The 13995-nt window shown below is 50.2% G+C and carries 7 protein-coding genes; all 7 read right to left on the bottom strand.

The genetic code is table 11. The features are described from left to right. Window positions 1-93: 93 nt before the first annotated feature. Window positions 94-570 (bottom strand): class I SAM-dependent methyltransferase, encoded by a 477-nt coding sequence (locus MKX40_RS16145; protein WP_339233918.1) that lies wholly within the window; start codon window positions 568-570, stop codon window positions 94-96. A gap of 199 nt (window positions 571-769) precedes the next feature. Continuing rightward, window positions 770-1081 carry a hypothetical protein gene (locus MKX40_RS16140; RefSeq protein WP_339233916.1) on the bottom strand — a complete coding sequence of 104 codons (312 nt, stop codon included), beginning with the start codon at window positions 1079-1081 and terminating at the stop codon, window positions 770-772. Between the two features lie 191 nt (window positions 1082-1272). Next, complete coding sequence (locus tag MKX40_RS16135; protein WP_339233913.1) at window positions 1273-3177, bottom strand: DUF2961 domain-containing protein; 1905 nt, start codon at window positions 3175-3177, stop codon at window positions 1273-1275. Between the two features lie 77 nt (window positions 3178-3254). Further along, the gene (locus tag MKX40_RS16130; RefSeq protein ID WP_339233910.1) at window positions 3255-5045 is read right to left on the bottom strand and encodes an L-fucose isomerase; all 1791 of its coding nucleotides are present in this window, start codon (window positions 5043-5045) and stop codon (window positions 3255-3257) included. A 25-nt stretch (window positions 5046-5070) separates the two neighbouring features. Then, on the bottom strand, window positions 5071-7788 hold the full coding sequence (locus tag MKX40_RS16125; RefSeq protein ID WP_339233907.1) for a family 78 glycoside hydrolase catalytic domain: 2718 nt from the start codon (window positions 7786-7788) through the stop codon (window positions 5071-5073). A 21-nt stretch (window positions 7789-7809) separates the two neighbouring features. Continuing rightward, window positions 7810-10794 (bottom strand): sugar-binding domain-containing protein, encoded by a 2985-nt coding sequence (locus MKX40_RS16120; RefSeq protein WP_339233904.1) that lies wholly within the window; start codon window positions 10792-10794, stop codon window positions 7810-7812. Window positions 10795-10839: 45 nt separating this feature from the next. Then, a complete protein-coding gene (locus MKX40_RS16115) occupies window positions 10840-13890 on the bottom strand; it encodes a family 78 glycoside hydrolase catalytic domain (RefSeq protein WP_339233901.1) in 3051 nt (1016 codons plus the stop codon). Window positions 13891-13995: the final 105 nt, after the last annotated feature.

The raw sequence follows: 13995 nt of genomic DNA, 5'->3' as shown, positions 1-13995 counted from the left end.
TCATGAACTAGGACTTCGTCTGTTTTTGTATTTTTCACAGTTTCATAAAAAGTATAGATATCTCCCTCAAACCCTTCATATTCTGTAGAGATTTCAAGAGGGTACTCCACTTCGCATATCTTTAGCTAAGTCCGGCGTCCCGTCCTTCTCCCACTCTTCCCACACTTTTGCCAAAGGGTTTCTAATATCAAAAATAAAGTGACCGCCAACGTTTAGGGATCGAAATACGTCTGAGATTACTTTCTTCCAACTATCATCTGTAAGAAATACCTGTGCAACATTGGCAGTCATAATAACCGCGTCATTGGTATTGATTTGTAAATTTGAGCTATCTCCTACAATCCAATTCACTTTGTCTGCATTATCTTTAATTCTCGCTACTTCAATTGCTTCTTCATGGGGATCAATAGCTGTAATTTTATAACCGTACTGAACAAGATGAGTCGTCCATCTTCCTGTTCCGCAGCCTAAGTCAACGATAGACTCTACTTTTAATATATTTGGTAAGGCAAGGAAAAACTCGTCGTCTTTTCCCCAATGGTTAATCTGGTCATATACAAATGGAATCATAGATGTTGTTCCCACTTTCTGTAGCATTTTTACTAGTTCATCAGATAAGAAATGATTTAGTCAATTAGAGTCAAAGAAATTGTTAATTGATCTATGAATTACCTCTCACTTCGTACGGATTTATGATTAAATGCGTCCACAAATAAAAAGCGCCCCGAGCAATCGCCCGGGACACTTTTATTTATAAGTTTATTTCCAATTATTTTGAAGACCACAGTTCCATACGCTGAGCATATTTCTCGTTAATGATATCTTCCACTTTCTCATCGCCAGCCTTCTTCATATCCTCCAGCATCTTGTCAAATACAGTGTTGGCTTCAGCTTCACTTGGAGCAATAATGGCTCTCGTAATACTCTGATCCATATATCCTTCACCTTCTGGGGCGGTCAGTGCTTGAGGTGTTAGCCCATCCGGATTCAGGTTATCATACTGCGCTGTATCCCGAACGGAATCGCCAAGACTCTTAATGGCCAGTTCATCCACTTCACTACGATGGAATGTGACTGCCATAACATACGGCTGTCCATTCGGGTCCAGACCATTTTTGATAAACCATAACCATTTACGAACGCAGCTTTTCTTCTAAATAGGTTCGTCAAGCATATAAGGGATATCCGTAGTTCCCTCAAATAATGTCTGTTTGAACTCTTGATTAGGAACTGAGTGAAAGAGTCGAACGTCCAGCTCATCTTTCCGTTCCTCTAGTTCATCGCATATACCCAATAACGGAATTCATTCCATGCTCTGGCCTCGCCGTCCTGAATGAATTCGACTCGAATATGCAGCTCCTTTTTTCCTCTGGTATAGGATTCAGGGATTACAAACTCATCATCCAACCATCGTTTATAGGGATTTCGGTCCGCCGTGTACCACGTTCTTTCTGTTACTCTCACCCCATCTACATGAACGAAGGCCCGTTGTCTGCCTGTGATCTGATCACACCGCCGCCGCAGTCTTACGCCTCTGTTGTCCTCCCTGATACGGATTGTGAATTCACTATAACCATCTGTCTCATGACCTCTATCACGAATTATGATATCGTCTTGGTCGCCTTCATAAGCTGAATCCAGAGTATAGTAACCGCGGCTGCCTTCTGTTTTGTAATCATGGTTCCTCTCCGATATCGGATCGCCAATATCCATTTCGTCCGTCAGAACCATTCCGGGTTCGTCCACACCATAGTAGAACAGAATGCCTGAATGTTCGAGATACTGGTTGTTATACTCGCCTGCTTCGATACCAAATACAAGCTCCGTCTGAAACGGATACCAGTCACCGCTGCACATTCTGACCATGGACCATGGGTTGTCAGGGATTCCGTCATAGGCGCTGGATGGATTACATTCAGGCGGCGTGGGAAATCCCCAACCATAACATACCCAGCTCTCGGAACCGTCGCTTTCAACTTGTGGTGTCGCATTGCCGTCAATGTGGATACGGACATCGCCTTCACAGCTGATAGTACCTGGTTTACGGGTAAAGCCTGTTACGTGTCCAGCCACCATATGTCCTTTTCCCTTGATTTGACCGATGATGCTGTCAGACCCTTCTGTTGCCAAACGTTCATAATATTTCGATGTGCGAAAATAACCGGTTCGACCCTTCTCATAAACCGCGTTTCGCTCTGCTGTAAATTCAATGTGTAATTCGGATAATAAGGCGCCACGGTTCCCTTTGTTCACCAGTTCAATTACCGCATGCTCCCAGTACGGCATGGAGAAATAGTTATAGAATAATCCGTCCCCTCTTCTTCCATGCGACAGTACACCGACAGGATTGAATCCAAGCTCGTTGCCAAAGAATACACCTATGGGGCACCAAATATCCGGTTGTTCATGTTTATCCCAGCTTGCTTTGATCCAGAGGTGTTGCAGGTCTTCGGATGAAAAGGAGTGGGGATTGAATGCAGCGCTTATCGAGGAGATACTGCCTTGACCCACCTCTTCCAGAATGGTTCGTTTCTCTCCTGCTTTAACGGTCAGCATTTCGTAATATCGGGATTTGCATTTTACGGCTGGTTTGGGATCTTCACCAACCCGAGACCATATTTCAATCAGCGGGGTATAGTTTTCTTTTCCGGTGAACGTAGATATTTGATCAGAGTCATCATAGGAATGATAAACGACATGGCCCCATCCGCCATGCCCTTTGGCAGCTCCTTTCAGTTGAATATCCGAAGTGATTCTGCATGATTTCTCAAAGGGCATAGGGACATAACTTCGAACAACGCGTATCGGTCCGCGCCCATTGTCCTCGGGGCCAAGATAAGCGTCTGCCAGCGGAGTTACGAAAGGAAATTTACTCCCGAATTCGGAGGCCTTGATCACATATTGGGGTGTATCTTCGCCGTCAAAATAAAAGGAAAAGGTCGGTTCCGGACTTTCGGGATAACGGTGTTGGACAAAATTATAGATGCAGCCTGGGCCGCAATAATCAAAAATGACCCACTCCTCTCTGTCCTTATAAAGCCACCAGTCCCAGTCTGCATTTCGTCCCTGCTTGTCGATGCTTCCTTCATAGTGAACCTGCACGCCGTCTTTTAATACAGGAAGCAAGTCGAACTTCTCCATATTGCCAATCCCTTTAGGCTGTAAATGAGTCGTCATATGTCTGCAACCTCCGAGTCATGAATGAATACCTGTCCATATTCACAAAGCATTCTCAATCCTGTCATCCTCTCTGCTTAGCCATATAAAGGGCCATATGCAGCACAAGCACGATAGTCTGCACCCTCATGATCTTTTGTGCCAAATGCTGACCAGGCGCTAGGCCGAAAAATGCGCTGTGCTTCAACATTGTGCATGTTAACCGGAATGCGGAGTATGCTCGCAAGCGTAATCAAGTCACCTCCGATATGGCCATAGCTTACAGCACAATGGTTCGAACCCCAGGCCTCCATAACGCTGTAGACGTCATCAAATATCGGATCACCTGCTACCCGATTCGGGACAAACCATGTCGTTGGCCACGTTGGCGTCGTTCGCAGATCCAGTCGTTGATGCACGTCCTCCGGCAGCTCCAACGTATACCCTTCCGCAAGCTGAAGCACCGGCCCCAGCCCGGCTATGAGGTTAATGCGTGCCATGGTGACGGGCATCCCCCCACGGGTTGTATAATCGGTAGAATAGCCTCCGCCTGCAAATTGGTCCATATAGGTTGGTCGCCAGCTAACTGCATTGAGACAGGCATGAACTTCCTGTTCACCAATCTCCCAGTGAGGCTTCATCACGGGCTGACCGTCGCGAAGCTGCTCTCCCGTTCCATCAAGCGCCGCTGGTCCAGAATTGATCAGATGTATGAACCCTGCCGCAGCCAGACCATCCGGCTGCCAGTCTGTTACGCGTTTCACAGCTTCCGGGCTCCAAAATGCACGAACATCCGCAAAAATCTGGGCAGTATGCGACAAATAGTGATTGAACAACATGGTGATGGCGTTCAGATTGTCGTTCTCGGTGGCGACCATGTAGGGTTCGCGAGTGCCATTCCAGTCGAATGAACTGCACAGAATCGCCTCCAGCACATCTGCACTGGGAAGGTGATCGGTCCATTCACGCTGTCCCTGAAACCCGGAAGCAATGGCATTATAACCATACGCCTCTTCTTCGTATCCCATTTCGGCCAGTTTGGGATTGCCAATCATCAGATCACGCACAATCAACGTCATGCGAATAGAAGTTTTCCAGTTCTCCTTTTTGCTCTCTGGATCAATTTGAACCGACTCCGGATTGGGATCAGGCCCTTCCTTGCAATGAAGATCGGCCCAAGCCATAGCTGAGTGGAATTCCTGCTCGTCATAGATATGTTTCTCCAGCCTGCGCGTAACCTCAGTCATATCCACATAGGCGTTACGCATGCCCAGATAACGCTGGTAGAAATCTTCATCTACAATACAACCTGCGATGCCCATGGAGACGGAACCGATCGACAGATAGGATTTTCCTCGCAGCAGTGCAGCAGCCAGACCTGCACGGGTGAACCGGACCAGTTGATCCCGGACATCCTCTGGCAGTTTGCGTTCCTCCAGATCCTGAATATGTCTGCCATAGATTTTGAAAATGGGCAGACCTTTCTGGTTATGCGCCGCATGCAGCGCGGCCAGGTAGACCGCACCGGGCCGTTCGGTGCCATTGAATCCCCAGACGGCGTGCGGCAAGGTTGGGTCGGTTTCCATCGTTTCAAGTGGATAACACCAACCGTTTGCTACCGTGACCAGAACTCCGACACCATTCTTTCTGAATTGCTCGGCACAACGGGCTGCTTCGCTCATTCCCGAGATGCATGTATCAAAGATGACAACCTGCACCGGGGAGCCGTCCGGGTTTCGGAGAACGGAGGTAATCGCAGCAGCAGCTTCGTGCGCCAGTTCCATCGTGCTTTCAGCCAGCGCAGCCTTTACAAGCTTGCGGCGATCCACGATGGGGCGAATGCCGATCTTTGGAAATCCGCTCTCATAACGATGCTTCATATCCGTCATCTGTATTTCCCCTTTTCTGCATATTTTATTGGATGGTATGGATTGGGATGGAGAAGATGTGTTGTCCCGGGTTCAATGTGTGAGAACGACGTAGATTCACGGCATTTACCATATCAGCAGGCACGACAAACGTGGCTGTGGTTCCTTCAGGGATCGTCACCTCCATATGAAGACCTGCCTCGTCTTTTTTCCACGCTACTGCAATGAGTCCATGTGCCGTCCTGAGCGAAGCGCTCACCCTTTCCAACTTCGAGGGGATCATCGGCTCAATCCATATTTTTTCGTAACCGGGAGAGTCGGGCCTAATACCAGCCAGTCGCGTGTAAAAAGAAACACTGATGCCCCCGAACATGGCGTGGTCATGGGAATGCATGCCACCTTTCTCGCTCCATTGCTCCCAGAGCGTCGTAGCTCCGCGCTCAATCTGGTATCCGAACCCGGGATATTCCTTCTTGCTCAGAAGCTCATAGGCAACATCGATGTATCCGTAGTCCGCCAGCACGTCAATCAGATATCTGGTGCCATAGATACCGGTATGAAGATGACCGCCATGTTCCTCAATAGCTTCCACTAGCCGCTTTGCGGCTGAGGCCCGCTCTTTGACCGGCACCATGCCAAAAGCGAGCGGCAGCAGCTGAGCAGTCTGGGAACCGCTGCTGTAAACGCCGTTCCCCACGTCCCAATGGCGATGAAAGGCCTGGTTGATATCCCGAGCCAGTGTCGAATAATGTTCATGATCTGCGCTCATGTCCAGGATCAACGCCGTTTCGGCAACAATGGACGTGATTTTGTAGTAAATACTTGTATTCACCAGTTCGACTTCGTGGAAGTAGTTCTCCCAACCATCATCATTGGGAGGACACCAGTCCCCAAAGCCATCCTTCACCTGATGGTCTGGCCACTCCTGATGCAGATGGTCAATATATGCTTTCATGGAAGGATAACGCTGGAGCAAGATATCCAGATCGTTATAATGCTGATAGAGACGCCAAGGAAGAAACACTTTGTCCCCGCTCCAGTCCGGGTTGGTCATGCTTTCTTCAATATCTCCGAGCCATTTGCGATAATAATTCTGCATATTGAAATGGTGCATGCCGGCTTCCTCAACAACAGCAGAATCCATGAGACAAGGCGTACGTTCATCTCGCTGACAGCAGTCCGTGGGTATGCTGACCAGATTGTTGAGGTATGACCAGCGAATATTACTGTAGAGCTGATTGAGCCCTTCATCTGAACATTCAAAGCTGCCTGCCGGCTCTACGTCTGCATGAATGGGAATGGCCTGAATGGAGAGATGATCTGTTTCACCGCTGACTTCCACATAACGGAAGCCGTGATACGTAAAGCGAGGTTCATAACGTTCTTCCGCCTCTCCACGGAGAATGTATGTGTCGGTTGCTTTGGCATTTCGATTCGTCCAGGGATCAATGTTGCCTTGTTCATCGACTAGCTCGCTGTATCTCAGCCGCACTTGACTGCCTTCCGCTCCTGTTACCTGAATGCGAACCCACCCTGCCATGTTCTGACCAAAATCGTATACGCCCACGCCCGGACTTGGCCTGAAGACAGCGATGGGCTCGACCGGGTTGTGAGGTACAACAGGAGGTTGGATGTTCGCTTCAAGCTTGCCGATAGGTGGTTCGGCAGTTACAGCCCTCGACCAATTTCCGTTTTCAAGAAATCCCGGTTGATCCCAACCGATGTACTCCTCTCGTGCATCATAGGACTCTCCGTCATAGATATCATTGGAAAGTATCGGGCTTGACGCGAATGACCAAGATTCATCCGTTATGATGGTACGCTTGCTGCCATCCTCAAACTGGAGGTCCAATTGCATGATAAAGGCTTTATCCTGATTCCATTTCCATCCCCACCGTGAATAATTGAAATGGTAACCATTCCCGAGCCACACGCCGAGTACGTTATCGTTGTCTTGAAGCAGATGGGTCACGTCATAGGTGTCATAGAGCATTCTGCGGGAATACGGCGAATTGGCTGGAGCCAGAACTCGGTTGTCCGCCGGGTTCCCGTTGATGCAGAGCTCATACCAACCTACCGAATAGATGCGCAATCTGGCTTCAACTGCGGACGATGGCAATTCAAATGGTTTGCGAAACAGAGGGCTGTCAACTGGAATGGGTGCCTCACAGATCGACAGCATATTTTCCTCAAGCACAAGCCCATTCCCCGAAGGGCTAATCGTATCTGTGGTAAAATGAGTCGTCTTCGGATCATAAAAGCGGTTGGAGTACAGCACGCGGCCATCACTCCCGCTGAGCCTTAGATCACGGAAGGTTGCCTTTTGCCCGTCAGTCGTCCGGAATGCAATCGTTCCTTCATAAGCTGCTGCCATGCAGCGATGCGTGTAATGTTCATCGATGGATACTTGCCATTCCCCGGCTTCCGTACTTATCTTGAGTGATAAACGTTGAGGAAGTTTGTGCAGTGCAGGTAAAACCATCTTCCCCAGAACCTGGCGTACGTCTTCTTCAACGCGGTATATGCACACGTGTGTCTGCTGTGCATCTTCTTCAGGCTCAAGCAGTTCAATACCACAGTGATTGCCTTCGTCACGATAACCGAACAGAAATGCTGCACCGCCTTCTTCCACGCTGAGAATGACTTCCGCCTGATATGAAATCCAGTCATGAGGCTGGACTACCGGGCGTGTAATCCACTTGGCACACCATTCGTCAGATACTGATTTCTCCTTCGTTTCCGCCATGTTCTTCATGGATGTCATGTTGTCGCTCCTTCCTGTCAGTCAGCACGATTTACTTGTGATGGGCACGCCACTTCGGGATATCTCAAACGCATTCCAGGCACTTACCGTGATGCCGTCCAGGATCACGTCAGGCCCGATTTCAAACGGGATACGTCTCTCTTCTCCCGCAAGCAATCCAAAATCATTGTCATCCAGATAACAACTCCACTCGTCTGGAAAATGGTGAATCATCACTCGAATCGCAGGCACGTTTCCCATGTTTCGAATGACAATGAAACCGCTCTGGTCTTGGGTCTCGACAGACCATTCAAGCGTAGTTCGCGGGAGTTCATGCAGCGGTGCATCGGAGAGTTCGGCGTACAATGCAAATGCCTGCTTGGCCTCATCGCCAGGGTATTCGTTTGCTTGATGGCGGTGCTCCCTCTCAAACGTGATCAGCTCTGGGCTCTTCGGCTGGGCATTGAACCAATACCACTGATCGGACACAAGATCTCCATTGCTTTCATGAAGCGTGATGACAATCAAGAACGGCCGAATTGCTGATTCTTCCGGCAACGTGATTTCCAGTTGATCGATGCAGCTCGCCAGCCCGGTCTTCACGGTTAGCGCTGGATAATTCCACTTCATCACCTCGCTTAATTGACTGTCGTACATCGAGACTTGGATAGCTGCATTGATAAGGGCGTTACGCGAATCGTTCACGACATGCAGTGCTGCGCGGAATATCTCATCTGGCTGCCACGCATCCAGTTTGGTGCAGGTGATGAAGGCATTTTGCGGACGTGAAGCCTGTTTGGCACGATAATAGGAAAGCTTGGCTGTTCCGTAATAATCGACCACCGCCCACGAATGTCCGGGAAAACAATCCGTGAATTTGTAGTACCAGAAGCCGCTCTTATCTCTTCCTGTTCCCGCCCTCTGTACATCAGCGGTCAGTCGAATCGCATCACCTTGAGCGGTTTGAGAATACGTGATGTAGTCCTGCCAGTTGCGGATCGGTCCGTACGCCGCGTAGCGCATGACTTTAATGATATCCTTCAGACCGAACTGGTGAAAATGCGCTTTCCAACCCCTGCTATCTTCCGTTGGAGGAAATGACGCCAACGCTTCTTCCGGCATATAGCGCAGACAGCTTGAAACATTGGTCTGACTTGGAATGCCGAATTCGCCATAAAACACCGATGGCATCGCTAACGTTGCCTCATCCAGGGATTCACCCCCGTGATATACGTTCCAGTTATGCACACTTCCGCCCCATGGATCGGTTCGATGGAACGGACGGGATGGATCGTATCCACGGCATCTTTTTCCGACCAAAAATAATCCTTCATCTGCACCGCCATGATTGCCGTTCTCATTGCCTCCCCCCCACATGATCAAGGAAGGGTGGTTTCTGAGCCGTTTTACTGAAATTGTGGTCTGGCGGTCAATAACGCCAAGGTCCGTCAGTGGTGAATCGGGTGGACCCCAGCAGAGCGGGAATTCCTGATAGACCATAATGCCTTTTTCATCACACAGATTATAAAATTCTTCACTTTCCACCAAGCCGCCTCCCCAGGCCCGGAGCATCTGCACATTTCCCCTGCGGGCGAGCTCCAGCAGCCGTTCATACTGCCCATTCTGATGGTCAAGCATGGCATCAGGCCAACACCAGTTCGCGCCTTTGATGAACATTGGCTCGCCATTGATGACAAACTGCCAGCGATATTCCGTTTCCGGTACTGCATCGTTCAGAGGACGCATTTCAATCGTACGGATGCCAAAAGTCGTGTGAGCTTCTCCAACGTTAATGGGCCCAGAATTGGATCCAGATAACACAAGCTCATAGAGAGGCTGTTCCCCGTAACCCGTCGGCCACCAAACCTCGGGATCAGTCAGTCTGATTGCGGTACTGAATTTGCTGCGACCATAGGGCACTTCAATGGAATACGTAAAATGGGTATCCCTTTGGCAAAATGTCTGGTTATCGGGGTCAAATGAACCCACAACCGTTTTCGATTTCTTCGACCGGATACAGCCTTTGATGGTTAATTTCACTTGCTCAATGAGACTGCTCTCCGTCGTAAACTCCAAGTGAAGCACAGCTTCATCCGAGGTGTGGGACAGGGTTACAACATACGGATCAAGCAAAGCGATGTCCGGTTCGGCCACCACCCGTACATCCTTCCAGATGCCGAGTGAAATCAGGTGTCCATAATGCCAGCCAAAGCCCGGACTGGGCTTCATCAGGCCGTTCCAACTTTGAGGTGCAGGGTCCAGTCGAACAACAACCACATTGGATTTATCATGTCGAACCAAGTCTGTAATATCATGAATTGGGCCGCCAAACATGCCCTGATGATGTCCCAGTGATGCGCCATTAAAAAATACGGTGCCCGAGTAGTCGATCCCGTCGAATTGCAAGGAGAGTCGGCCTCCCACCGATTCTTCAGGCAGTTCAAATGATGTAGCAAACCACCATTCCTCGCATTCCACACGTGTCCTGCGGAACCAGACGGGGGTCTCTTCAGGCATACCGTGATTCTTCAGTTCATCGATCGTGTTGGTATTCCAGTGGGGATCATCGAGCAGTTCCTGATCAACCAGCGCTTTTTGCACCGTTGTGGGTACGCTGACTTCCAGCCAATCGCTTCGATCGTGAGCCGGTTCGTACCAGCGTTCCCGCATGCCTTCACTCGCCCGAGCTTTTCGTCCATACCAGCCCGTCGCAGGCGCGGGATCTCCATGATCAGCTGCTTCGCCTCCCTTCATACGCCAGATTCCGGACAGAAGTAATGTTTTTTTGGAGGCAGAATTGCGAACGTTGTGGTGATTGGCATATGTGAAATCAGCTGATGGCTCTGCATCGGCATGGCGGGATGCTATTGAAATTTGCACTTTGTCTGTCGTACAGCGGATTGGGATGCGGCTGTCCTTCTCCACCCATGCATCCCCATGCAGCGAGGAACGGACGTAGGCCTCGTCCTGAACTTCGTCCAGAAAGCGTTTACCTTCATCTGAACGGTAATATGAGATGTGTGTCATCGCGCTAATTCTCCATTCTTGATCAGTTTCGCTTTGCATGTGCACTCATAATGTCCTGTGTACCAGTACTGGTCGGTATCCTTCAGGTGCTTCCATCACAATTGCAATTTCTTTCGAAGCACATACCTCCAAATGAAACGTGGACTCGCTACCTTCCTCTTCCCAAATCTCCCATTTCACGTCGATCCTTCCGTTGCCAGGCAGAGGTACAGCTCCTTTCGCCCATTGCAGATTGCAAGGCTGGGGGGCAACCTTAACTTGTGTCCAACCGTCTGCAATCGGGCGAACCCCGAGCACGGATGTTCCCAAAAAGTAACCTGGTGCTGCCGACCAGGCGTGGCAATGACTGCGTGTCAGGTATTTCGGATGGGGCCGATTCTCGGCAAATCCCGGATACATCTCCCAGCAAGTGGTCGCCTCATGTTTCACCATTTCCCCAAACTTCTCTCTCATGTCCCGGAGCATTAGATCCGTCTTGCCGTGCATCACCAGCGCTTCATAATAGAAAAACGTCATGAACGGACTGCCTATGGCTACAAAATCTTCAGGTGGCGATGTTAAATATGCGTTGAGCTTCTCCTTTCGCTCATCAACTGCAATGCCGGTAACCAGCGCCATGACCTGCGTCTGCATACTATAGGTGCTGGAAAGAGAGCCATCGGCATGAATGCAGTCCATATAAGCCTGCCGATCCTCACTCCATAGATGATTGTTTATGGCGCGGGTTACTCTTTCCGATGCGGAACAGTAGTAAGGGCTGTCTTCTGTGCAACCTGCCAATTCGGCCAGTTGGGCCGCATCTGCCAACGTGCGTGCAAATATCGCATTTTGATGGGTGACCGTTCCGTCGTTCGGCTGCTCCAATGGTGCCCAGTCCAACAGATTCCAGGCTTCAATGAACAATAATCCTCTGGCATCGATATGTGAGATATAGTGATCAAGCGTGAACTTTACCTTTGGCCAGATTTTCGCTGCAAAGTCCCTGCTTCCTGTATGTCGGACATATTCAAGGCACGCGGTGACCCAGAAAAACGTCCAGTTTGGAATCACGCTGCTCCAGCCGCTAGGTACCTGATTCACATAGAGCGGCGTTTGCCGGCTTGATCCCGGAACAAGCTGCAGACCATGTTGTACGATATCTGTTGCACCGAATAGATAGTAGTTCACGAGCGCTTCATTACGGCTGTCGCCAACCCAAAATACCTGTTCATACGTGGGACAATCCACAAATGTATCTTCCATGCACAGTAAGGTAGTATGCTTGCTGATCTCCCAAATGTCATTGAGGATCGCGTCCGAACTATGGAATCGGCCGATCTCTGTCACCGGATAGTTGCTTTGCACAAGGCTAATGCCGAACAGCCGTACTGGTCTCGTATTTCCGTGTATGGTAAGCATGAGATAACGAAGTCCGCGCCGAATCGGCGATTCGTAGCGTTGTCTGCCTTCGCGGCATACATAGCGAAGCGTATTATCCACACCAAAGGTATCCTGTCGCCAGTCACCGTCCATATACTCGAAGCCATACGCGTCGATGACGGTGCCTTCCCCCGCATCGACCTCGAATCGCAGATAGCCCGACCATTCGCGGCCAAAGTCTAGAATCAGCTCCGTGCTCCTTCCGCCAGAGCTTGTCGGCACGATTGCCGGCTGCCGATTGGCGACGCATACCTGCTGCAAGTCCGCAGGAACGGGACGCGCCTGCTCCTGCATCTTCCAGATGCTGGACACAAAGATTGAAGCTTCCGAACTAAGCCTCTCGGGAAATGGCTTCATCCAGCTGCGGAATGGAGCAAGTTCAGGGATGGAAGCCAAGCTGCGGCATCGCAGATATACCTCGGCATCCGGAAATGCCTTCTCGTCCAAAGGCCTACCGCCTCCAAAGCCCTGATATGCACGGATGGGATCACGATCCGGCTGGTGGTCGATATGCACGAGGGTGGCAAACGGACCAATCAGGACAAACGGTGTGTTGCCTATTGGCGCATCATCGAATGGCGATACAACCGTAAACGGAACATCGCAGTCGATTCCAAAGTGCAGTCCTCCGCCATGATCCTGCCCTGCCAGCTCGATCAGCAGAAGATTCTCTCCCTGCTGCAATCTAACCTGCTGAAGCCTGCGCGGCCGTTCTCCCTCCATATCTGATGCAGGGTAATATGAGCCGTTAAGCGTGATGCCGCGAAGAGCATGGAACGCGCTGAAAAATCCGACAACCGCTTCGGCTTCGCTACTTGCCCGAATGACCGCTGCGACATAACCGGCAAAGGATACCGGATTGGCGTGCATCCGACTTGTCGGCTCCATCGCTTCACGTACATCAAGCACATGCGTCCAGTACACGAGAGATGCTTCTTTCAATGATTCTACTCGGACAGGCCATACTTCTTGCTCCGTTAGCTCCGGAATATCACTTGCGACCAAGCATTCCCATGGCGCATCGCCAGGCGTGCCAATGATGCGGGCAGGAGTCCAGATACCTTGCTCTTCGAGCGGCAAGGTGTCAACTCCTTGCCAACGATCATTCCAGCAGCTCACATCCATCTGTTCGGCAAAGCCAAGCTGACAAGACATGCGCGCCGACCTTCGTTCATATCCGTCATGCAGAGCGGTCTGCCAGGATGCATCCGTACCCACGATAAGTTCTTTTCTCAGGTAACTCCCATCAGCCTCATAGTGAACGGACTCCAGTTGAGCGAGAAGCCCGCCCCTTCCCGGCAAATACGCAAACGTAGCTACACCATAGCTGATAACAAGTACAGCCAGCGTATTACGACCGGAATGCAGCAGATGGCCCACTTCATGCACGTGATAGTTAAGTTCAAAAGGCCAAGAGCGATTGGGTCCTCTTCCGCATAGCACTCCGTTGACATATAACACATATCGGGCATCTGCTGTGATGGTTACCTCAGCGCTTCCATGGTCCCCATGATGCCATTCGAATTCCCGGCGAAAACAACGCCATTCGTTGCGCGGCCAGTCCTCGCCTTCTCCCCAGATCCATGAGGCATGCCACGTGAATGCTTCCGTCTGAACAGCGCTCTCTTTCCGTTCCGTCGGCAGATCCCTCCCGCCAGTTGATAAAATGTGCTCCACGGCTGTATCAACTCCCGTTTGACTGAATGTTTTAAAAGAAAAGGAGCTAAAACTTCACAGCTTTAGCCCCTCTTCGTGACGCTTGTCGTTACGAGCGAAGTCGTA

This window comes from Paenibacillus sp. FSL R5-0517, from assembly GCF_037974355.1.
Taxonomy (GTDB): Bacteria; Bacillota; Bacilli; order Paenibacillales; family Paenibacillaceae; genus Paenibacillus.
The sequence above is the reverse complement of the archived record's forward strand: the minus strand, read 5'-3'. Positions and strand labels throughout refer to the sequence as shown.